Origin of the sequence: Glycomyces artemisiae (assembly GCF_003002955.1) — a bacterium.
Taxonomy (GTDB): domain Bacteria; phylum Actinomycetota; class Actinomycetes; order Mycobacteriales; family Micromonosporaceae; genus Glycomyces; species Glycomyces artemisiae.
This window is the reverse complement of the sequence record NZ_PVTJ01000001.1, coordinates 140,190-162,683: the sequence shown is the minus strand read 5'-3', so window position 1 is coordinate 162,683 and position 22,494 is coordinate 140,190. Positions and strand designations below refer to the sequence as shown.

Here is a 22,494-nt window from a genome sequence, read left to right as displayed (position 1 = left end):
GGCTGTTCCGGTCGGGTCCTCAGGGCTCCCCCAGAGACCCACCCGTCCGGACCGCCGAGCCGCGCAGCGCATGACGCCCGTTCCTCCCGGTGCAGGGCGATACACCGCAGCGCGGGCCGGGGACCCAGCCGCGCCGTTCCCCCCGCTGCTCGAACGAGCACAGCGACGGCGCAGGGGTGAATCCCGCCGAGACCCTACGGCGGGTAGGGCACCTTCCCTGCCCGAACCCGACAGCTAACCCGGTAGGCGGCCGAGGAAGAAAGGCCACCCGGTGGCTCAGACCTGCACAGACATCGACCATCGTTCGCGCGCGAGCGCGATCCTCCGCCGCGTCGCCGCCTACACCGGCGTCACCGTCGCCACCGTCGGGCTCGTGACAGCCTTCGCGGGCAGCCGCGCCCACGCGGCCGACGACATCGACTACGACGCCGCGTCCGCCTCCGAGATCCAGGACCACCTGGAGGACCTCGAAACCGAGCGCGACACCACCGCCGCCACCATCACCGGACTCCAGACCGACCTCGCCGCCGCACAAGCCGTCATCGACGCCGCGGCCGCCGACTACGGCTCCTCCGACGTCCAGCTCACCTACGTCACCGCCGCGGTCGAGTCCGCCGACGACGAGCTCGGCGCGAAGGTCTCCTCGCTCGTCGAGTACGCGCAGGAGCAGAGCGACAAGTACGCCGAGGCCCAGGAGGCCACCGAGACCAGCGAGACCCTCACTGCGCAGATCGCCGACCTCACGACCGAGGTCGACGGGCTCGACGCGCAGATCGAGGAGGCCCAGGCCGCCTACGACGAGGCCGCCGCGGCCGAGGCCGAGGCCGCCGCCGCGGAGGCCGAGAGCGAGTCCTCCTCGTCCTCGTCGTCCTCCTCCTCTTCCTCGTCCGGTTCGACGGCCGAGTACAGCGCCGACGCCGCGACCGCCGCCCCCCAGTTCGCGAAGGACCAGCTCGGCGAGTCGTACGTGTTCGGCGCGGCCGGCCCCGACACCTGGGACTGCTCGGGCCTGGTCACGGGCGCCTACGGCGTCTCGGGGATCTCCCTGACCCACTCGACGTGGGCGATCTGGGACGAGACCTCCGCGATCGGCCGCGACGACCTGAAGCCGGGCGACCTGGTCTTCTACAACGGCCAGAACCACATGGCGATCTACATCGGCGACGGCCAGGTCATCCACGCGCCCAAGCCGGGCGACGTCGTGAAGATCTCCGACCTCGACATGGGCATGTCGATCGACGGCTACCGCCGGGTCTGACCCGCCGCGCGAGTGACGCTCGCGTTCGCAGCCGCCCCCGCTTGCAAGCGTGCCGGGCGGGTGCGACACCCGCCGATCGTTCGCGGCGGCGCCGCAGGGCAAGACGGAGGGCCGGGGCTTTCGCCCCGGCCCTCCGCCGTCGTCTCAGCGCTTACGCCTTCAAGCCGCCTCGGCCATGACCTGGTCGTTGGCGAGCTCCTTGAGGCGCGCGAGCGCCTGGATCTCCAGTTGGCGGATGCGTTCGCGCGATAGGTGGAACCGGTGCGCGACCTCGGTGAGCGAGTGCTCGCGGCCGTCTTCGAGGCCGTAGCGGGCCTTGACGATGCCGGCCGAGCGCTCGTCGAGGTGGTTGAGCATCATCTCGATCCGCTGCCGCTCCATCCCGGCGAGGACGACGTCCTCGGGGCTGGGCTCGTCGGAGTCGGCGACCAGGTCGCCGAGGTTGGTGTCGCCGTCGTCGCCGATCGGCGTGTCGAGCGAGACGGTGTCCTGGCTCCAGCGGATGAGCTCGTTGACCCGCTCGACCGTGACGCCGAGCGCGGCGGCCACCTGGTCGGGTTCGGGGTCGCCGCCGAGCTCGCGGGTGAGCTGGCGGGTGACGTTGCGCATCCGGTTGACGTCCTCGACCAGGTGCACGGGCAGGCGCACGGTGCGCTCCTGCTGGGCGATCGCCCGGCTGATGGCCTGGCGGATCCACCACGTGGCGTAGGTCGAGAACTTGAAGCCGCGCGCGTAGTCGAACTTCTCGACCGCGCGGACCAGGCCGGTGTTGCCCTCCTGGATCAGGTCGAGCATGGGCATCCCGGAGCGGACGTACCGGCGGGCGATCGACACGACCAGCCGCAGGTTCGCCTTGATGAACTGCTCCTTCGCGCGCGCGCCGTCCTCGATCAGGCGGCCGAGCTCCTTCTCGGAGGCGCCGCCGAAGGTCTCCCCTTCACCGAGCAGGTGCTTCGCGAACAGACCCGCTTCGACCGCCTTCGCCAAGTCCACCTCGGCGGCGGCGTCGAGCAGTGGCGTCTTCGAGATCTCGTGCAGGTAAACGCCTACAAGGTCTCGTTCCTCAGCGACCTCTTGGGTGGTGAGGGTGGGTGTGTCAGTAGTATCCACGCTCAAGGTCTCCTCCAGCTTCCTCGTCCCCCGACACCGCGTGAACGGTGTACCAGTTACAACGACCGCTTCGTTGCGTGGAATTCCGTGCCCCGGTGTTCGATGCGCCACGGTTACGAAACTGATGCGAACGGGTGCCCTTGCGGGCGTTCGCGCAATCCCGTCGTCCGGTCTCGCGGGCTATGCTCGGTTCACGGCTCCTGTCACTGGGACGGGGGCGGGGATCGTTCATGATGCCTCTGAGACGGAGATCACCTCACCGGCGTCGCGGTGGGGCGATCCGATTCCTGGTCACGGTATCGTCTCCGGCCTGCTTCATCGCAAACCTTCAATCTCTAGGGGTACACGCGCCTTACCTTGAAAAAGTTGAGAGATCATCTCTTTGCGGCCCGAATCACTCGGTTTCCGGCCGGGAAGGCGGCGACGCTCTGATATCCGCACCATAGCGGACGGTAGCGGTGACAAGCAACACCATTCTCAGCTGTTGATGTCGGATTCCAAGCACCCCTCGTTCCTCTCAGTCTGCGCCTCCCCGGGCCGCTGCGGGCCGCTTCCGGGCCCGTGACTCGAAGATCACGCCCGTGACCGGCGGCGCGTAGAGTTGGCCGGGTGACAGAAGAACGCCTTGTGTGGGTCGACTGCGAGATGACCGGTCTCGACCCGGACGCCGAAGCCCTCATCGAAATCGCCGTGCTCGTCACCGGACCGGACCTGACCCCCCTGGACGACGGCATCGACATCGTGATCGCGTGCGACGAGGCCGTGCTGGGGAACATGGGCGCGTTCGTGGCCGACATGCACGCCAAGTCCGGCCTCACCGACGAGGTGCGGGCCTCGCGGATCAGCCTCGCCGAGGCCGAGGACCAGGTCCTGGAGTACGTCAAGCGCTTCGTCCCCGAGGCGCGCACCGCCCCCCTGTGCGGCAACTCCATCGCCACCGACCGCACGTTCATCACCAAGTACATGCCCAAGCTCGACGCGCACCTGCACTACCGCATGATCGACGTGTCCTCCATCAAGGAGCTCTCGCGGCGCTGGTACCCGCGCGTGTACTACAACCAGCCGCCGAAGGGCCTGGCCCACCGCGCGCTCGCCGACATCAAGGAGAGCGTGCAGGAGCTGGAGTACTACCGCCGCACCGTGTTCGTGCCGCTGCCCGGGCCCACGAGCGAGGAGGCGAAGGCCGCCGCCGCGGCCCTGGTCGAGTCGCCCGGTGAGACCGCGGACACCCAACCCCGTTGACATCACGCGCATGCGGGTGGCTATTATTGTCCCCGGCTTCCTTGTTGAAGCCCGATGGTGGTCGTAGTTCAGCTGGTAGAACGCTTGGTTGTGGTCCAGGAGGTCGCGGGTTCAAGTCCCGTCGATCACCCCATCTGAAAAAGCCCCGCGGCTTGCGCTGCGGGGCTTTTCGCTTGCCTGGTCAGCGGTTCCGCTTGCGGCGCAGGCGTTCTTTGCGCTTGCGCTCCTCGGCGGGCCGGATGATGAGGCGCTCGGCGAACGTCAGGGCCGTGCCGATGACGGCCATCGGGACGATGACCCAGATGGGCCAGAAGTAGATCGGGCCGTCCGTGAGGGCCTCCACGACCGCCCACACGCCGACGTTGATGCCGATCGGGATCGAGAACCCGAACCATAGCCACTTGATCCAGTCGGGCGTGCCGAGCTTCTCGGGCTCCTGGGAGTCGAGGATCCGCTGGTACGCGGGCAGGTCCGCGAGGACCGCCTCGGCGTCGCCCACGGTCTGGGCCGCGAGGAGCACGTCGACGCGCTTCTCGTACTCGTCGAGGTCGATGTACCCCTGGTCGACCGCCGCGCGGAGGATCTCCGTCAGGGCGCCGCGCTCGGGGTTGCCGATCCGCATCGTGCGGTCGCCGTACCGTTCGAGGGAGGACATGTGGGGGCTCCTTGGGATGGGTGCTCGCAGGGGCTGCCGGGGGCGTCAGTGGGAGGTGCGGCCGTGGTGGCCGCCGTGGTGGCCGTGGCGGTGGCCCCGGTCGCGGCGGTCCTCGCCGTCGTCCCCGTCTTCGTCGTCGTCGCCGAACCCGAGGTTGACCACCTGGACGACCGTGGCGATGCCGAGGCCCAGGATGGGCCAGATCGGCCAGAAGTAGCCCGGCTCCCCCGAGCCGATCCAGGTCGCGGCCCAGACGGCGGTGCAGATCGCGCCCACGGTGACCAGGCCGCGCAGCGCGGGCACGCGCCTGATCCAGTGCTCGCGGCGCTCGGGCCGGGCCGCGGGCGCGGCGGCGGGCGCCTCGGCGGCCGGGACCACCTCGCCGACCTTCGGGCGGCCGCCGGGGAGGTCCTCGAAGATGAGGTCGAGCTCGGCGTTGGTCTTGGCGCTGTAGGCGGCCAGGGACCGCTCGTCGAACTCCCCGAGGTCGATGCGCCCTTCGTCCAGGGCCGCGCGGAGCTGCGCGATCGCCTCGTCGCGGTCGGCGTTCGAGATGCGCAGCTTGCCGTGGTCTTCGGTCACGAGGCCATTATGGCATCGGAGTCCTATTCACCGCGAGCCGCGCTCGCAGCGAGTTCGCCCAGTTGTTCGACGCCGCCGTCGGGGGCCGTCAGGACCCACACGCCGTCCTCGCACAGCGCGATGGTGTGCTCGGTGTGGGCGGCGACGGAGCCGTCGTCGGTGACGATGGTCCAGCCGTCCTCCAGCTCCGCGGTGTCGGGCGAGCCGAGGGTGACCATCGGCTCGATCGCCAGGGCCATGCCCGGGCGGAGCTTCGGGCCCTCGTTCGGGCGGCCGTAGTTGAGGATGTGCGGGTCCTGGTGCATCTCGGTGCCGATGCCGTGCCCGCCGAAGCCGGTGACGATCCCGTACTCGCCCGAGTGCTCCACGGAGTGCTCGATCGCGTGCGAGATCCCGCCGAGGCGCTTCGACGTCGCCGCGGCCCGGATCCCGGCCCACATGGACGCCTCGCACGCCTCGCGCAGCGCCCGCAGCTCGGGGGCGACCTCGCCGACCTCGATGGTGATCGCCGCGTCCCCGTGCCAGCCGTCGACGATCGCGCCGACGTCGACCGACAGCAGGTCCCCGGCCTTGAGGACGGCGTCCTCGGACGGGATGGCGTGGACGACCTGCTCGTTCACCGACGAGCAGATCGAGGCGGGGTAGGGCCCGAAGCCGATGTCGTAGCCCTTGAACGAGGGGACCGCCCCGGAGGAGCGGATGACCTGCTCGGCGATGCGGTCGAGTTCCGCCGTCGAGACGCCGGGGCCCGCGGACTCGCGCATGGCCTGGTGGACCTCGGCGACGACGAGGCCGGCGGTCCGCATCTTGCGGATCTGCTCCGGGGTCTTGTACTGGATCCGGTCGCGACGGCGGAACACGCGGCTACTCCGCGGCGCCGATGGCGGCGAGGGCCCGCTCGGTCACCTCGGCGACCTCGCCGATCGCGTCGATCCGCACGAGCTTGCCCTGCTCCTCGTAGTAGCCCACGAGCGGCGCGGTCTGCTCCGCGTAGACCTTGAGGCGGTTCTTGATGGTCTCCGGCCGGTCGTCGGACCGCTGGTAGAGGTCGTCGGAGTCCGGGTCCGCGGGCGGGTCGAACTCCAGGTGGTAGACCTTGCCGGTGGACTTGGAGACGCGGCGGCCCGACAGGCGGCGCACGACCTCGTCGTCGCTGGCGACCAGTTCGAGCGCGGTGTCGAGGACGGTCCCGGCGGCCTTGAGGATGCCGTCGAGGACCTTCGCCTGCTCGGTGTTGCGGGGGTAGCCGTCGAGGAGGAAGCCGTCGGCGGCGTCGTCCTGCGCGAGGCGGTCGGCCACCATCTCGTTGGTGACCTCGTCGGGGACGAGGTCCCCTGCGTCCATGTACTCCTTGGCCTTGAGGCCCAGCGGGGTGCCGCCGGAGACGTTGGCGCGGAAGATGTCGCCGGTGGAGATCTTGGGGATGCCGAGGCGTTCGGCGATGATCTCCGCCTGGGTGCCCTTGCCGGCCCCGGGCGGGCCTACGAGTACCAGTCGCAAAGAAGTTCCTCCCGTGTCGTGCTGCCGATCCTCGGCGACCTGGCGTTCGCCGAGCGTGCCGATAGCGCGGCCTGGGCGGCCGCGCTGTGGCACCGAGGTCAGTCCTGCGTCAGCGCAGGAAGCCCTCGTAGTGGCGCTGCATCAGCTGGGACTCGATCTGCTTGACCGACTCCAGGCCGACGCCCACCATGATCAGCACCGAGGTGCCGCCGAACGCGAACTGAGCGAACAGCTGCTGGTTACCGAACGCGATGATGGCCAGATTGGGAAGGATAGCGATCGCGGCCAGATAGAGCGAGCCCGGGAAGGTCAGGCGTGACAGGACTCGCTGCAAGTAGGTCGCGGTCGGGTTGCCGGGCCGCACGCCCGGGATGAACCCGCCGGCCTTCTTCATGTTCTCGGCGACGTCGTCGACCTTGAAGGTGATCGACACGTAGAAGTACGTGAAGAAGATGATGAGGAACGCGTACAGCGTGATGTAGACCCACGAGCCCTGGTTGAGCAGGTACCGGTCGATGAACTGGACCCACGAGGCGTCGCTGTTCTGGTTGAGCTGGCGGAACAGCGTCGGGATGTACAGCAGCGACGAGCCGAAGATGACGGGGACGACGCCGGCCTGGTTGACCTTGAGCGGGATGTACGTGGAGGTGCCGCCGTACATGCGGCGCCCGACCATCTTCTTGGCGTACTGCACCGGGATGCGCCGCTGCGACTGCTCGATGAAGATGACCGCCACCATGATCGCGATGCACAGGCCCACGATGACCGCGAACATGAACCAGCCCTCGGACTCCTGGAGGGACCAGAACTGGCCGGGCATCTGGGCGGCGATCGACGCGAAGATCAGCAGGCTCATGCCGTTGCCGACGCCGCGCTCGGTGATCTGCTCGCCGAACCACATGATCATCGCGGAGCCCGCGACCATGACCGCGACGACGACGATGACGGACATCCAGTAGGGGATGTTCGCGTCGGTGGCCGACAGGTCCGGCAGGATCGGGCTCGGGCACTCGGTCTGGAACAGGATGCCCGAACGCGCCAATGCGATGTACCCGGAGGCCTGGAGCAGGGCGAGGCCGAGCGTCAGGTACCGGGTGTACTGGGTGATCTTGACCTGGCCGGGCTGGCCCTCCTTGCGGAGCTGCTCCAGCCTGGGGATCACGACCGTCAAGAGCTGCATGATGATCGACGCGGTGATGTACGGCATCACGCCGAGTGCGAAGACCGAGAGCTGGAGGAGCGCTCCACCGGTGAACAGGTTCAGGAGGCCGAAGACGCCGGCTTCATCGGTCGGCTGGATGTTCAGGCAGGACTGCACCGCGGCATAGTCGATGCCGGGGCTCGGCATCTGCGCACCCAGTCGGTACAGACCGATGATCATCAGGGTGAACAGGATCTTCTTGCGCAGATCCGGGGTCCGAAACGCGCTGATGAAGGCGGAGAGCAATGCGGTTCCTCCTGAACAAGACCCCCTGGCGGGGCCCATGGTGTTGCGGTGCAACACCTTTCGTTACCAGTGGGCGTGTGAAGTTCGTAGTGGGGAGGGTCACGCGCCCGAGGAAGACGGTGGACCTCGCCAAGGGAGCCTAGCAGGCGCATTCGGACGCAGAGTATTCGGCACTCAGCATGACGAAACGGGCCGGAGTTCCCTCCGGCCCGTTTGCGCAGATCAGTTGTACGTCCGCCCTACTCGGCGAGCGCCTCGCCGGTCTTCTTGTCCACCACGGTGGTCGAGCCGCCGGCGGCGGCGACCTTGGTGGTGGCGGAAGCGGAGAAGGCGTGCGCCGACAGGTCGAACTTGACGCCTTCGAGCTCGCCGGAGCCGAGGACCTTGATGAGCTCCTTCTTGTTGAGGACGCCCACCTCGATCAGCTGCTCGGGGCCGACCTGGCCGCCCTCAGGGAAGAGCTCCACGAGGCGGTCGAGGTTGACGACCTGGTAGACGAGCTTGTTGTGCGGCTTGAAGCCCTTGAGCTTCGGCAGGCGCTTCTGGAGCGGCAGCTGGCCGCCCTCGAACGCGGCCGGCACGGTCTTGCGGGCCTTGGTGCCCTTGGTGCCGCGGCCGGCGGTCTTGCCCTTGGAGCCCTCACCGCGACCCACGCGGGTCTTGGCCTTCTTGGCGCCGGGGGCGGGCTGAAGGTCATGAATGCGGATAGCCATGACTACTCGACCTCCTCGACGTCGACCAGGTGACGGACGCGGTGGACCATGCCGCGGTACTGCGGGAGGTCCTCCTTGTAGACGGTCTGGCCGATCTTGCGAAGGCCGAGCGTCTGGATGGTCGCGCGGGCCTTCGGCTTCTCGCCGATGACCGACTTGTGCTGGGTGATCTTCAAACGTGCCATGTCAGATCCCCTAAGCCTGCGCAGCCTGGGCGGCTTCGGCGCGGGCGCGCAGCAGGCCCTGGGGAGCGATGTCCTCCAGGGGCATGCCGCGGCGGGCCGCGACGGCCTCCGGGGCTTCGAGCTGCTTGAGCGCCTTCACCGTCGCGTGGACGATGTTGATCGCGTTCGAGGAGCCCAGGGACTTCGACAGGACGTCGTGGACGCCGGCGCATTCGAGCACGGCGCGCACGGGGCCGCCTGCGATGACGCCGGTACCGGCGGAGGCGGGCTTCAGGAGCACCTTGCCGGCCGCGTCCTCGCCGAACGTCTCGTGCGGGATGGTGCCGCCGATGCGGGGGACCTCGAAGAAGTTCTTCTTGGCCTCCTCCACACCCTTGGCGATCGCCGCGGGGACTTCCTTGGCCTTGCCGTAGCCGACACCGACGTTGCCCGCGCCGTCGCCGACCACCACGAGGGCGGTGAAGGCGAAGCGCCGGCCGCCCTTGACGACCTTGGCGACGCGGTTGATGGTGACGACGCGCTCGATGTGCGGGGACTTCTCGGCGCGGTCGCGTCCGCGACCGCCCTCGCGTCCTCCGCGGCCGCCGCGACCGCCGCGGCGGTCGCCGCCGCCGTCCCGGCCACCGGCCGCTTGCTGTTGATCAGCCACGAGACTGATTCCTTTCGTTCGCTAAAACGCCAGCCCAGAATTGGACTGACTCGCATAGGTTGTCCGGATTCGGGACCCGGAGACGTCGCACTGAGAGCACAACTTCTCGATTATGCCTGGTCACGGGTCATGCGGCGAACGGCGGGGTGGGGATGAGGCAGGCGACACAGGTCGCCGCGGGACCCCCGGCCCCGCGGCGACCTTATATATGTGGCGCGCGCTAGCGGACGGTGACCGTCCAGCGCTGGTTGGCGGCACCGGTGCAGGTGCTCTGCACGATGGCGGCGCCGTCGGCGGCGGAGGAGCCGGAGACCGAGACGCACAGCCCGGAGTGCTGGGCGACGATCAGGTAGCCGCCTCCGGCGGCGGCGCGGAGCGAGAAGCGCTGGTTGCCCCCGGCCCAGCAGCCCCACTGGCCGACGGGGGCGCCGGAGGCGGTGGACTGGTCGAGGACGTCCCAGCACTTGCCGGTGGCGGTGTTGGCGATGGAGCCGACCTTGGAGCCGGGGTAGACCGGGTCGAAGGTGAAGGCCTGCGGGGCGCCGTTCCAGCAGCCGTACTGGATGAGGGTCGTGCCGTCGGCGCTGGAGCCGGAGGGCACGTCGATGCACTTGCCGGAGCCCGCGTTGACGAACTTGGTGGAGTAGGGGCTCCCGTCGTCGTTGCCGACGACGCCTTGGACCGTGCCCGCGGCGGCGTCGATGTTGAGGGTCGAGTACCAGGTCAGCGACATGCTGGTGCTGCTGGGGAAGCTGATGGGGAGCCACACGTACTCGCTGTCCATGGGCTTGCCGCCCCATTGGGGTCCCCAGCGGTCGCCCATGTAGAGGTAGCTGGTCCCGGCGGTGCCCTGGACCGTGGTGACGAAGGTCGGCTGGGAGCCGTAGGTGGTGGAGTTCCCGGCGTTGGACCAGCCGGACCAGGCGCCTTCGGGGAAGTTCGTGGTGGTGGCGTACTGGGTCTGGTTGGCGTTCCAGCCGGTGGCGCCGGAGGTCACGAGGAAGTAGACGCCGCCCCGCTGGAACACGGCCGGGGCCTCGCGGTGGTAGCCGTCGAAGACGTAGACGAGCTCGTCGATGGCGAGGTAGTCGTCGGTGAGGCGGTAGACGTTGAGGTCGTAGTTGACGTCGGCGGCGGAGATGAGGTAGCCGGTGCCGTCGGTGTCGACGAAGAGGGTCATGTCGCGGGAGTCGTACCCGGCGGGCCGGAACGAGCCCTGGTACTCGTAGTCGCCGTCGACGGTGTCGGAGACCGCCACGGCCACTTCGGCGTCGCCGTAGTCGACGCCGTTCTCCTTGTGGGCCCACAGGACGTACTTGTCCGTGGCCGCGTTGTAGATGACCTTGGGGCGCTCGATGTTCGCGGGCGAGAGGTCGGGGTCGGATTCGGCGCTGAGGATGTCGTTCTCGAACGTCCAGTGCACGAGGTCGGTCGAGCTGTACATGCTGACCTGGTCGAAGAGGTAGTCGTTGCGCTGCTCGCCCACGAGGTAGTAGGTGCTCCCGACCTTGAGCATGCCGCCGCCGTGGGCGTGCATGAGGTTCCCGGAGGTGTCGGTGATGGTCTGCCCGTTGTCGAACGCCACGGCGGCGGCTTCGGCCGGGGCGGGGGCGCCGAGGCCGAGCACTGCGGTCGCGAGGGCCGTCGCCGCCGCGAGCGCGCCCAGTCGTGAGGACATCGTCGTCTCCTTCGCTTGGGCCCCTGAAGAAGGGCCGGATCGAACGATTTCGATATTTCCACAAATTCCCGAGCTTGTAAAGACCCTTCGTCTAACGGGTTTAGTAACATATTCGTTCGCATTCACGGGAACCCGATAAAGCTACTCGCGGGTCATCCCCCATTCGGGCAATTCTTAAAAGTCAACTACACGACAGTCACCGGGGAAATGTAATCGCGACTTGTCCGAATCAATCGGATACGCGTGAGACGTGTGTAATCACGTAATCACTCAAACTGGACATTTGCCAACCCCCAAGTGACGCACCGTGGTCGCGGTCCGGCCACGACGGACCACATGGCCAGCTCAACCGCCTGTAATGTGGTCTGTACAACCCGAATCGCCGAACGCACGACACTCCATTGAAGAAGAGTCGATGCGCTTATCCGTCGTGCCTTCAGGAGGCTTATCGAATGCGTCGGCTCCGGCCGCAATTGATGCGACTCGCCCGATTTTCAGGTGTCGGACTCACCTGTTTCGCAATTCAAGCCGGGATACTCCTGGCGCTGAAGGGCTCCGGTGCGCCCGGCCCGCTCGCCAACGCGGTCGGGTTCCTCGCCTCGGCCCAAGTCAACTTCCTCTTGTCCACCTACGTCACCTGGGCCGACCGCCGGACGCCGCGCGCCCCCTGGGCCCGGCGCTGGCTCTCGTTCCAGGCCACCGTCGCAGTGAGCCTGGCCTGCAACACGGGCGTGTACGCCCTCGTCGCGGCGTTCCTGCCGCCGGTGGCCGCCGCGGCCGCCGGGGTCAGCGCCGGGGCCCTGCTCACCTACCTCGCCAGCGACCACCTCGTGTTCCGCCGCAAGGCTTCCACCACCGACCACTATGGAGATTCCCTTGACGATCATCGCCGACCAGCCGCAGCACTCCCCGGTCCGAACGGCGGCGCCGCCGCCGACTGACGGCGTGGCCGTGGTCATGCCCGCCTTCCGAGAGGAGGCGAACGTGGCCTCGACCGTGCAGGACTTCCTGTCGACCCTTGTCCGCGAAGGCGTTCCGCACGCGGTCGTCGTCGTGGACGACGGCAGCGACGACCGCACCGGCGCGATCATCGACCGGCTCGCCGCCGCCCACCCCGGACGCGTCATCGCCGTCCACCACGAGCGCAACCAGGGCTACGGCGCGGCCGTGCGCACCGGACTGGAGACCGCCCTGCGGCGCACCGGGTTCCGCGAGATCCTGCTGACCGACGCCGACTGCCAGTTCCGCGCCGAGGACCTGGTCCGCCTGCGCGAGCGCAAGAAGGAGGAGCGCGCCGACGCCGTCATCGGCTACCGCCGCAGGCGCGCCGACCCGTGGCGCCGCCGCCTCAACGCCAAGGTGTGGACCCTCCTGTGCAAGACCCTGCTGCGGGTCCCCGGGCGCGACGTCGACTGCGCGTACAAGCTCATCGACCGCTCGCTCCTCCAGGACCTGCGCCTGTCCGGCGAGGCCGCCGCCATCTCCCCCGAGCTGCTGTGCCGCATCTCCGGCGACGGCGCCCGCATCGTCGAGCACCCCGTCGAGCACTACCCGAGGGAGCACGGCGAGCAGACCGGGGCGCGCCTGTCGGTCGTCGTCAAGTCCCTCGTGAGCCTCGCGGTCGTCTACGGCCACATGGTGCGCGACGCCCGCCGCCTCGGCTGGGCCCGGCGCCTGGCGGCCCCGAAGGACCCCGGCGCGGCCCTGGTCGCCCTGGCGGCCGTCGCCGTCGCGGTCGCCGCGTACCTCTACTTCGCCGACCACGGGTACCTGCTGGCGTACAAGGACGCCAACTCGCACCTGCTCATCGCCAGGCGCGTCGTCGACAGCCCCACCGCCGGGCTCGCCCAGCTCGGCGGCGTCTGGCTCCCGCTCCCGCACCTCCTCGCAGCGCCGCTGTCGCTGTGGGAGGGGCTGTACCTCAACGGGTTCGCCGGGGCCGCCGTCTCGATGGCGTCCTATGTGGTCTCAGTGCGGTTCCTGTTCGCCCACGCCCGGTCGCTCTCGGGCCACTGGGCCGGGGGCCTCACCGCCGCGGGGCTCTTCGCGCTCAACCCGAACGTGCTGTACCTCCAGGCCACGGCCATGACCGAGCTGCTGCTGTTCGCGTGCGCGATCACCGCCCTCCACTACCTCCACGAGTGGTGCACCGGAGGGCGCATCCGCGACCTGTCGCTGGCCTCCGGCGCGGTCCTCGCCGCGACCCTGACCCGCTACGAGGGCTGGATCCTCTTCGCCGTCACCGCCGCGATCGTCGCGTTCACCGCGCTGCGCCGCCACCGCAGGTACGCGCACACCGAGGGCTCGCTCGTCGTGTTCGGGTTCGTCGCCGGAGCCGGGGTCCTCGGCTGGCTGGCGTGGAACCTCGCGATCTTCGGCGACGCCATGAACTGGAAGTCCGGCGAGTACGCCGACTCGTCCCTGTGGGTCGCCGACGGCGAGGCCAACGTCGGGTCGCTGCCGACCGCGATGGAGACCTACGGCTTCGCCTCGCTCCACAATCTCGGGATCGCCACGGCCGCACTGGGAGTCGCGGGGCTCGTCCTCTACGCGGTGCAGCAGCGGCTCGGATCGAGGCGGCTCGTGCCCTACGCGATGCTCGTCTTCATCCCGTTCTTCGTGTGGGCCCTGTACACCGGCGAGCGGCCCCTCCACGTCAGGGAGGTCATGGGCGCGCTCTACAACGTCCGCTTCGGACTCATCATGCTCATCCCCGCCGCGGTCTTCGCCGGGTACCTCGTGGGGCGGCTCGTGCCGCTCCTGCCGGGCCGGCGCATCGCCGCCGGGGCCCTCGCCGGGGCCGCGGTCGCCGGGGCGACCCTCGCCGTCGGCGGCGCCGTCACGCTCGACGAGGCCGTCGAGTACCGCGCCAGCGGCTGGGAGGCCGACAACGCCGCCGTCTCCGCGTGGCTGCGCGAGCACCACGACGGCGGCACCACGCTCATGATGTCGTTCGAGAACGAGTCGGTGACGTTCGAGTCCCAGGTGCCCACCGGCTCGCTCATCTACGAAGGCTCGTACCGGATCTGGGAGGAGGCCCTCGCGGACCCGCACGCCGCGGGGGTCGAGTGGATCTACATGCGGGCGACGCCCGGCTCCGAGGACGACGTCTGGGAGGCCCTGTGGGGCACCGAGACCCTCGAAGACGACTACGACCTCGTCTACGACGAGGGCGACCGGCTCGTCTACCGCGCCGAGGACGGTGCCGCGTGAACCCCGACGCCCCGCCCGCGGGCCTCAGCGCCCAGCGGCTCCTCTCCACCGGCCAGACCGCCCTCGCGCTCGCCCTCGTCGGGTTCGTCGCCGCGGCGATCGCCGTCGACCTGCTCACCGGGTTCGGGCCGAGCCCGCTGCAATGGGCGCAGGGCGGCATGTTCGCCCTCATCGTCCTGTACCTGGCCGTGATCGGGTTCAAGCTCGCGATGGTGCTCGGCTCCGGCCGCTCCACCGCCATGCGGTTCGAACCCGGTGCGCTGGAGACGTTCCCCGACGCCGAGCTGCCGCGGTACACGGTCCTCGTGCCGCTGTACCGGGAGGCCGCGGTCGTCCCCGGGCTCGTCCGCCGCCTGTCCGCAATGGACTACCCGCCCGAGAAGCTGGAGATCCTCCTGCTCGTGGAGGCCGACGACGGCGAGACCCGGGCCGCCATCGCGCAGCAGCGGCCCGGGCGGACCTTCCGCACGGTCGTCGTCCCCGACTCGGCGCCGAAGACGAAGCCCAAGGCGTGCAACGTGGGCCTGGCCCAGGCCACCGGCGAGCTGTGCGTCATCTTCGACGCCGAGGACCGGCCCGACCCCGACCAGCTCCGCAAGGCGGCCCTGGCGTTCCGGGTGCTCCCCGACCGGGTCGTGTGCGTGCAGGCCGAGCTCCAGTACTGGAACCCGTGGACGAACTGGCTGACCACGTGCTTCTCGGCCGAGTACGCCACGAACTTCAGCCTCACCCTCCACGGCATGGACCGGCACCGGCTCGCGATCCCCTTGGGCGGCACGTCGAACCACTTCCGGATCGACGCGCTGCGCGACCTCGGCGGCTGGGACCCGTTCAACGTCACCGAGGACGCCGACCTCGGCATCCGCATCGCCCGGCGCGGCTGGGACGTGCGGATGATCGTCTCGGTCACCGAGGAGGAGGCGAACTCCCGCCTGGGCAACTGGATCCGCCAGCGCAGCAGGTGGATCAAGGGGTACCTCCAGACGTGGCTGGTGCACTCGCGGGAGCCGCTGAAGCTGTGGCGGGAGCTGGGGACGAGGAAGACCCTGGCGATCCACCTGACGCTGGGGTTCTCGACGGTGACGACGCTCGTCAACCCGCTGATGTGGGCGATGACGCTGTCGTACTTCGTGTTCGGGCCGCAGTGGATGGAGCCGCTGTTCCCGCCGGCGGTGCTCTACGGCGGCATGTTCGCGATGATCGCGGGCAATGCGCTCATGTGCTACGCGCTCATGCTCGGCTGCCTCAAGCGCGGCCTGTACGCGGCGGTGCGGGCGATGCTCACCGTCCCCTTGTACTGGGGCCTCATGAGCGTGGCGGCGTACAAGGCGTTCGGGCAGCTGCTGCGGCCCAGCAAGCGCCATTTCTGGGAGCTGACGGTCCACGGGCTGGACCAGTCCGACGAGGTCGACGAGGGAGTCGTACATGCTCGGTAAGAGGTTGGGCCGCTTGGCCGCCGGCGCCGTCGTGGGCGCCGCGCTGCTGGTGGTGCCGGGGGCGGCGACGGCGGCGCCCCCGGAGGAGTTCGAGAAGCTGCTCGTGGTGGGCGGCCTGGAGGAGCCGACGTCGTTCCGGTTCACGCCCGACGGGGACATCCTGGTGGCGGAGAAGAACGGCGACATCGAGCTGGTGCACGGCGGGGAGCTGCACGAGCACCCGCTGATCGAGCTGGCGACGGCCGGGTCGGACGAGCGGGGGCTGCTGGGTTTCGAACTGGACCCGGACTTCGCGTCGAACGGCTACGTGTACGTGGGATACACGGCGGCGGACAACCTGGACCGGTTGAGCCGCTTCACGATGAGCGGGCACGAGATCGACTCGGCTTCGGAGCTGGTGCTCATCCAGTCGCACCAGGACGCGAACGTGTTCCACCACTCGGGGAGCGTCAAGTTCGGCCCGGACGGGAAGCTGTACTGGACGCTCGGGATGAACACGAACAACCAGAACCCGCCGAACCTGGGGAACGTGCACGGGAAGATGCACCGGATCAACCCGGACGGCTCGATCCCGGCGGACAACCCGTTCGTGGACACGCCGGGGGCGGAGCCGTCGGTGTGGGCGTACGGGCTGCGGAACTCGTTCCGGTGGGATTTCGTCCCCGATGGACCGAACGCGGGGAAGATCCTCGCGGGGGACGTGGGCGGCTCGGAGTGGGAGGAGCTGAACCTCATCGAGCGCGGCGCGAACTACGGGTGGCCGCACGTGGAGGGGGTGTGCGAGGACTGCCCGTACGCGCAGCCGGTGTACGCCTACCAGCACACGGCGCCGCCCGCGAGCGCGGGCTCGATCTCCTCGGTCGAGGTCTACGAGGGCGGGCTGCTCGGCGAGCAGTACGAGGGCGCGGTGTTCTTCGCGGACTACACGCTGGGGTTCGTGAAGTACCTGGAGATGGACGCGGCGTTCGAGACCGTGGTCGGGGTGCACGACTTCGACCTGGACGCGGGCACGCCGGTCGAGCTCCGGACCGGGCCGGACGGGGCGCTGTACCAGTTGAACATCTACCCCGGCGAGCTGTACCGGATCGCGCCTTCGGGCGGGAACCGGACGCCGGTGGCGAAGGCGTCGGCGTCGCCCGACTCCGGTTACGGGCCCTTGGAGGTGGCGTTCTCGTCGGCGGGGTCGAACGACCCGGACGGGGACGGCCTGGCCTATTCGTGGGACTTCGGCGACGGGGAGGCCGCGACGGAGGCCGACCCGGTGCACACGTACACCGAGGACGGGGTCTACCAGGCGGTGCTGACGGTCTCGGACGGGGACAAGACGGCGCACGCCCAGGTCGAGGTCCAGGTGGGCAATACGCGGCCCGAGGCGGTGGTGCTGACGCCCGAAGCGGGCCTGACGTACGACGGCGGGGACGTGATCGCGTTCTCGGGTGCGGCGACCGACCCCGAGGACGGGGAGCTGGGGGCGGCGTCGCTGTCGTGGACCGTGCAGTTCCACCACGCCGACCACGTGCACCCGTTCTACGGCCCGGCCGAAGGCGGTTCGGGCGAGATCGAGATCCCGCGGGCGCCGCACGGCGGTGACAACACGTTCTACCGGATCACGGTGACGGCCACCGATTCCGGCGGCCTGACCGATACGGCCTATGTGGACGTGCATCCGAACACGGTGGAGGTGTCGATCGGGACGGACCCGCCGGGCCTGGAGTTCACGCTCGACGGGCGGCCGTACGGGACGGCGGTGAAGCGGATGGTCGTGGGCACCGAGTACGTGCTCGGCGCGGAGTCGCCGCAGTACGCGGGCGGGTCGCGGTTCGCGTTCGCGGGCTGGTCGACGGGCGCGGAGCAGCAGCACGTGTTCACCGTGCCGGACGAGGACGTGTCGGTGACGGCGGCGTTCGACGAGCTGCCGTACCCGCCCGCGCCGTGGGAGTCGACGGACATCGGGGAGCGGACCCAGTTGGGGCTCAGCAGCTTCGAGGACGGCGAGTTCACGGTGACGGGCGCGGGCTGGGACATCTGGGACCAGACCGACGAGTTCCATTTCGTGCACCGGCCGCTGATCGGGGACGGGTCGATCACGGCCCGGCTGACGGCGCAGGAGGCGACGAACCCGTGGGCGAAGGCCGGGATCATGGTGAAGGAGTCGGCCGAGGAGGGCGCGGCGTACGCCGCGGTCGCGGTGACGCCTGAGCACGGCGCGCACTTCCAGGCGGACTTCGGGACCGACGGCGGCGGCTTCGCGTACACCGAGGGCGCGGCGTGGCTGCGGCTGACGCGCGCGGGCGACGAGTTCACCGCCGAGCTGTCGGACGACGGCGAGACGTGGACCGCGATCGGGTCGGCGACGGTGCCGATGTCGGCGAACGCGCAGGTGGGGCTGTTCTCGACGGCGCACGACAACACGCAGTTCTCCACGGCCTTCTTCGACTCGGTCGAGGTCGCGGCGGCGGACCCGGGGCTGACGTGCGAGGACGTGGGCGCTCCGGCGATCGCGGGCTCGGCGGCGTTCGATCCGGACGGGACCGCGGCGCTCACGGGCGCCGGGGACGACATCTGGGGCGACGCGGACCAGTTCCACTACTGCCACAGGGCGCTCGACGGCGACGGCGAGATCATCGCGAGGGTCGCGTCGCTGGAGGACACGAACGACTGGGCGAAGGCCGGAGTGATGATCAAATCCACGGCCGAGGAGGGCTCCCCGTACGCGGCGGCCATGGCCACGGCCGCCGAAGGCGTGCACTTCCAGACCGGGTTCGACACCGATGTGGACGGTCCTGACACCGCGGCGCCCGTGTGGCTGCGGCTGGTCCGGGACGGGTCGCAGGTCACCGCGTACCACTCCCCCGACGGCCTGGCGTGGGAGCCGTTCGCGGCCGCCACGCTCGCGGGCCCGGCGACCGTGGGGCTGTTCGTGACCTCCCACGACGGGAGCGAGTCGAACACGGCCGTGTTCGACTCGATCGCGATATCCGATGCCGCACCGGAGGTCCCGGAGCCGTGGACGTGCGAGGACGTCGGCGCGCCGCGGATGCCCGGCGACGCAGTGGTCTCGGGCGGCACGTGGACGATCGTCGGCGCCGGGGACGACATCTGGGGCGACGCGGACCAGTTCCACTACTGCCACCAGCCGCTCGACGGCGACGGGCAGATCACCGCGCGCGTGCTCTCGCAGGAGGACACCGACGACTGGGCGAAGGCCGGGGTCATGGTCAAGTCCTCGCCCGAAGCGGGCGCCGACTACGCGCTGCTGGCGGTGACGCCCGGCAACGGCGTGCACCTCCAGTCCGGGTTCGGCACCGACACCGCCGGGACCGGCGACGGCGCCCCGATGTGGCTGCGGCTCAGCCGGACCGGCGACACCGTGACGGCCTCGTGGTCGCCCGACGGCGAGGTCTGGTCGGCGTTCGGCACCGTCGAGCTGGCAGGCGGGGCCGTGATCGGCCTGTTCGTCACCTCGCACGACGGGTCCGATCCCGGTGCGGCCGTGTTCGACTCGGTGGCGGTGTCATAGACCGGCGCCGGGGGTCTGCGGAAGCCCCCGGCGCCGACCGCCGCTCGGGACGCGAAGGGGGCGTTCCGGGCGGCGGATCATGTCAAGGGACTTCGGCTGACGGGTGGTTTGGGGTTGGGGTTAGAGCGGGCAGCGACGAAGAGGTCCCATTGCGCTTGGGTTGGGTTGGCGGCCTTGGGGTCCGGGGGCGGGCGGGAAGGAGAGTAGTGGTACGGGTGGGACTTGGTGAAACTTCCTCACCAAAGATCACCCTTCTGGGTGTTGACGCACTTTAGCACACAGCGTCACAATTGAAACACACCAGCGAACACGCAAAGCACAACAACACAACAGGGGGGTGATCCCGATGGCCACCAACACGATCCAAGCCCGCACCAGCGCAAGCGACCAGGCCCAAGCCATCCGGACCGCCCTCGACACTGCGGCCGCCGCCATCAACACCCACCATGCGCAGGTGCTCGCCTCGGTGATCGCGATGAAGGAGCAGAACCTCCACCGCACCGCCTTCGGCTACTCCGCCCTGCGGGACCTGCTCTTGTCGCAGTTCGACTTCACCCACCGGACTGCTTCGGACATCGCGGCCATCGCCCGCCTCTCCACGAAGTTCCGGGCCTTGGTCGAAGCGGCTGTGTCGGGGCAGGCCAGGATCGACCAGGTCGCCTACGCAGTCAGGCAGCTGGACCGCACCCCTGCGATGCGCCTGTTCGCCCTCACCCCCTTCCGCACCCCCGTGGCCTCCCCCTTCGACGCCGACACCCTCTGCGCGACACCCGAACACCTCATCGCCCAGTACTGCACCCACGCCCCCTTCAAAGACCTCCAGCGCCACCTTGACGAACTGGCCGCCCACCTCGCCGAAGAGTCCGAACTCCTTGACAGCCTGGGTGAGCAGTCGCTTCAGTGGATCGAGCTGGCCGAGACCGACAACGGCATGTGGGCCCTCTCCGGGGAACTCTCCGGCGACACCGGCAGGCTCCTGGACAAGTACCTGAAGACCGCCTGCCCCCCACCCCGCCAAGACGAGGCTGACCCCGAGGGCGTGCTCCCGGCCCAGCCGAACCGGCACGCCGAAGCCCTCCACCAACTCCTCGCCGGATACGGCACCAGCCCCGACGCGGTGAAGCGGCACGGCCACACCGCCACCCTCGACCTCACCGTCGACATCGACACCTTGCAGGGCAAGGACACCGGCCGCACCCCGCTCCTCGAAGGCCAGCCCGTCTCGGTCGCCAAAGCCCGCCTGATGGCGTGCGAAGCCCAGGTCATCCCCGGCGTCTTCAACTACGACACCGGCGAAGCGATCGAACTCGGCCGCGCCGCCCGCCTCCCCAACCCCGCCCTCCGCCGCAAACTCGAACTGGAGCAGCGCGAAGGGTGCGCCTGGCACGGGTGCGACCGGCCGGTCGCCTGGACCGAAGCCCACCACATCACCCACTGGGCCGACGGCGGCGACACCAGTGCCGACAACCTGATCCTCCTGTGCCGGTTCCACCACGGCCGCATCCACACCACCGGCTGGACGATCGAAAAGACCGGCCCCGGCCAGGCGACCATCACCCACCACGACCACCCCGCCACCGGTGATGACACCGGGGCCGGGCAGGCCGGGGAATGCGGATGCTCCGACTGGCGCACCGATGCCGACATGGACACCGAACACCAGGACACGGACTGGGACGTGTTCCCGACCGGCCTCTACCGCACCGAATGGTCCCCCACCCTCAAACTCGAACTGGACTCGCGAGCCGAAGAGGCCGAACGGCAACGAGCCCTCGCCTCGATCCGGGCAGCCAGAGCCAAATGCCGAACACGCTTCACACCCCACGCCAAAGAACCCGCACCCGCAGCGGCCGGACCAGGCGAAGCGACCGCACCGCCACCCGAGACACCCCGCAAACCCACACCCACACCCACACCCCAGCCGACACCCGTCCCGGTCGGCAGCCCAGGAGACCCGCCCTTCTGACCCCGCCCGCCCCGGGCCAGCCAACCAGGGCGGGAGGAGGAACGCAAGGCACACACCCAGCCCCAGGCCCGGCATTCAAGCTGGACCGCCTCCCACATCTCCCCGTCGCCGCCAAACAACCCGCACCCCAACACACCCCAAAGCCGCAAAACCCAACCCCGCCCCACCACACACCCCGCTGTCGCCGCCGAGAAAGACCCGCGCCCCAACACACCCCGAAAGCCACAGCACCCAGCCCCACCCCACCACACACCACCCACCCCTTGCCCCAATGCAAGTGCTGCGGCGGCAGGGGCTACGGCGGCCCGGGTCCAGAAAGGCAAAGACCCGCTCCCTGAAAAATGCAGACCCGGCAGCACCGTCATTGGTGCCACCGGGTCTGATCTGGAACCATGCGAGCGATCCATGAATGCACTCGCGGCTGCGAGAAGGGACTCCTACTTGATGGCCCCGGCCGTCAGGCCCTCCTGGATCTGGCGCTGGAACAGCACGTACGCGATGAAGATCGGGATCATCGCGAGCACGGTCCCGGCGAACAGCGCGCCCGAGTCGCCCTCGTACCCTTGGCGCATCGCGAGGTTCGCCAGGCCCTGCGAGATGACCGCGTCGTCGGGATTGCGGCCCATGAGGACCAGCGGCAGCAGGAACTGGTTCCACTGCCCGATGATGTTGAAGATCGTGATCGCGATCAGGCCCGGCTTCGCCATCGGCAGCATCACCTGGAAGAACAACCGGTAGTGTCCGGCGCCGTCCACGATCGCCGCTTCCGCCACTCCAGTTGGGAGCGTGCGGAAGAACGCGGTCAGGAAGAACACCGTGAACGGCAGCGAATAGGCGATGTAGACGATGATGAGCCCGGTGTAGGTGTTCAGCAGGCCCACGTTCCCCAGGGTCTTGAACAGCGGGAACAGGGCCAGGAACACCGGGAACATCATCCCCGCGGCGAACCCGAAGTAGATGATCCGGTTCCCGAAGAACTGGTAGCGGGCCAGCACGTACGCGGCCATGGCGCCCAGGAGCATCGTCCCGGTGACGCTGAAGACCATGACCTGCAACGTGTTCAGGAAGAACGCGCCGATGTGCCCGTTCGTCCACGCGTTCGCGAAGTTCTGCCAGTGGAACGACTCCGGCAGCGCCAGCGGCGCCGACGCGATCTCCCGCGTGGTCTTGAACGAGGACATCACGATCCACACCACGGGCACGATGACCATGAGCGACCACAGCCACAGGAAGCCCTGGGAGAAGAAGTTGAGCACGGCGCCCTCGCGCGGGGCGCCGGAGGCGCGCGTCTTCGCGGGGGCCTCGGCCGGGGGCTTGACGGGGGTCTCGGTTGCCATGTC

Annotated in this window: 18 protein-coding genes, 1 tRNA gene and 1 riboswitch; of the genes, 8 read left to right on the top strand and 11 right to left on the bottom strand. The window is 69.3% G+C overall.

Annotated elements, in window-relative coordinates; genetic code table 11:
* The first annotated feature begins 92 nt into the window (after positions 1 to 92).
* Positions 93 to 264: riboswitch (cyclic di-AMP (ydaO/yuaA leader) on the top strand.
* A gap of 7 nt (positions 265 to 271) precedes the next feature.
* Positions 272 to 1,258, top strand: coding sequence for a C40 family peptidase (locus B0I28_RS00755; protein ID WP_106361913.1), 987 nt, complete (start codon positions 272 to 274; stop codon positions 1,256 to 1,258).
* 159 nt (positions 1,259 to 1,417) lie between these two features.
* Here the strand turns inward: B0I28_RS00755 and B0I28_RS00750 are convergent, their stop codons facing one another.
* A complete protein-coding gene (locus B0I28_RS00750) occupies positions 1,418 to 2,368 on the bottom strand; it encodes a sigma-70 family RNA polymerase sigma factor (RefSeq protein ID WP_245888836.1) in 951 nt (316 codons plus the stop codon).
* 609 nt (positions 2,369 to 2,977) lie between these two features.
* On the opposite strand from B0I28_RS00750, the gene orn reads away from it, so the two are divergent.
* Positions 2,978 to 3,610, top strand: a complete 633-nt coding sequence (orn, locus tag B0I28_RS00745) for an oligoribonuclease (protein WP_245888835.1) — start codon at positions 2,978 to 2,980, stop codon at positions 3,608 to 3,610.
* 57 nt (positions 3,611 to 3,667) lie between these two features.
* Positions 3,668 to 3,743, top strand: a tRNA-His gene (locus tag B0I28_RS00740).
* A 48-nt stretch (positions 3,744 to 3,791) separates the two neighbouring features.
* On the opposite strand, the gene B0I28_RS00735 is transcribed toward B0I28_RS00740, so the two are convergent.
* From B0I28_RS00735 to B0I28_RS00695, 9 genes are all read right to left on the bottom strand, one after another.
* The gene (locus B0I28_RS00735) at positions 3,792 to 4,265 is read right to left on the bottom strand and encodes a DUF1707 SHOCT-like domain-containing protein (protein WP_106361912.1); all 474 of its coding nucleotides are present in this window, start codon (positions 4,263 to 4,265) and stop codon (positions 3,792 to 3,794) included.
* A gap of 45 nt (positions 4,266 to 4,310) precedes the next feature.
* A complete protein-coding gene (locus B0I28_RS00730) occupies positions 4,311 to 4,847 on the bottom strand; it encodes a DUF1707 SHOCT-like domain-containing protein (RefSeq protein WP_106361911.1) in 537 nt (178 codons plus the stop codon).
* A 23-nt stretch (positions 4,848 to 4,870) separates the two neighbouring features.
* Positions 4,871 to 5,707 (bottom strand): type I methionyl aminopeptidase, encoded by an 837-nt coding sequence (map, locus tag B0I28_RS00725; RefSeq protein WP_106361910.1) that lies wholly within the window; start codon positions 5,705 to 5,707, stop codon positions 4,871 to 4,873.
* Positions 5,708 to 5,711: 4 nt separating this feature from the next.
* On the bottom strand, positions 5,712 to 6,347 hold the full coding sequence (locus B0I28_RS00720) for an adenylate kinase (RefSeq protein WP_106361909.1): 636 nt from the start codon (positions 6,345 to 6,347) through the stop codon (positions 5,712 to 5,714).
* Between the two features lie 109 nt (positions 6,348 to 6,456).
* Complete coding sequence (secY, locus tag B0I28_RS00715; protein WP_106361908.1) at positions 6,457 to 7,794, bottom strand: preprotein translocase subunit SecY; 1,338 nt, start codon at positions 7,792 to 7,794, stop codon at positions 6,457 to 6,459.
* 239 nt (positions 7,795 to 8,033) lie between these two features.
* Positions 8,034 to 8,507 (bottom strand): 50S ribosomal protein L15, encoded by a 474-nt coding sequence (rplO, locus tag B0I28_RS00710; RefSeq protein WP_106361907.1) that lies wholly within the window; start codon positions 8,505 to 8,507, stop codon positions 8,034 to 8,036.
* 2 nt (positions 8,508 to 8,509) lie between these two features.
* On the bottom strand, positions 8,510 to 8,692 hold the full coding sequence (rpmD, locus tag B0I28_RS00705) for a 50S ribosomal protein L30 (RefSeq protein WP_106361906.1): 183 nt from the start codon (positions 8,690 to 8,692) through the stop codon (positions 8,510 to 8,512).
* Between the two features lie 10 nt (positions 8,693 to 8,702).
* Positions 8,703 to 9,341 (bottom strand): 30S ribosomal protein S5, encoded by a 639-nt coding sequence (rpsE, locus tag B0I28_RS00700; protein ID WP_106361905.1) that lies wholly within the window; start codon positions 9,339 to 9,341, stop codon positions 8,703 to 8,705.
* A 220-nt stretch (positions 9,342 to 9,561) separates the two neighbouring features.
* Positions 9,562 to 11,019: an RICIN domain-containing protein gene (locus B0I28_RS00695; RefSeq protein WP_106361904.1), complete on the bottom strand. Its 1,458-nt coding sequence runs from the start codon at positions 11,017 to 11,019 to the stop codon at positions 9,562 to 9,564.
* Between the two features lie 476 nt (positions 11,020 to 11,495).
* Between B0I28_RS00695 and B0I28_RS00690 the strand changes: the two genes are divergently transcribed.
* The 5 genes from B0I28_RS00690 (at position 11,496) to B0I28_RS00670 (ending at position 21,154) form a co-directional block, all read left to right on the top strand.
* Entirely contained in the window at positions 11,496 to 11,960 is a 465-nt protein-coding gene (locus tag B0I28_RS00690) for a GtrA family protein (RefSeq protein WP_181245582.1), read from the top strand.
* On the top strand, positions 11,896 to 14,232 hold the full coding sequence (locus B0I28_RS00685; protein ID WP_245888834.1) for a glycosyltransferase: 2,337 nt from the start codon (positions 11,896 to 11,898) through the stop codon (positions 14,230 to 14,232). The genes B0I28_RS00690 and B0I28_RS00685 overlap by 65 nt, the downstream gene beginning before the upstream one ends.
* The gene (locus B0I28_RS00680) at positions 14,229 to 15,668 is read left to right on the top strand and encodes a glycosyltransferase (protein WP_245888833.1); all 1,440 of its coding nucleotides are present in this window, start codon (positions 14,229 to 14,231) and stop codon (positions 15,666 to 15,668) included. Before B0I28_RS00685 ends, B0I28_RS00680 begins: the two co-directional genes overlap by 4 nt.
* Entirely contained in the window at positions 15,658 to 19,188 is a 3,531-nt protein-coding gene (locus B0I28_RS00675) for a PQQ-dependent sugar dehydrogenase (RefSeq protein ID WP_106361901.1), read from the top strand. The genes B0I28_RS00680 and B0I28_RS00675 overlap by 11 nt, the downstream gene beginning before the upstream one ends.
* A gap of 346 nt (positions 19,189 to 19,534) precedes the next feature.
* Positions 19,535 to 21,154, top strand: a complete 1,620-nt coding sequence (locus tag B0I28_RS00670; protein WP_146147922.1) for an HNH endonuclease signature motif containing protein — start codon at positions 19,535 to 19,537, stop codon at positions 21,152 to 21,154.
* A 437-nt stretch (positions 21,155 to 21,591) separates the two neighbouring features.
* On the opposite strand, the gene B0I28_RS00665 is transcribed toward B0I28_RS00670, so the two are convergent.
* Entirely contained in the window at positions 21,592 to 22,491 is a 900-nt protein-coding gene (locus B0I28_RS00665; RefSeq protein WP_106361899.1) for a carbohydrate ABC transporter permease, read from the bottom strand.
* Positions 22,492 to 22,494: the final 3 nt, after the last annotated feature.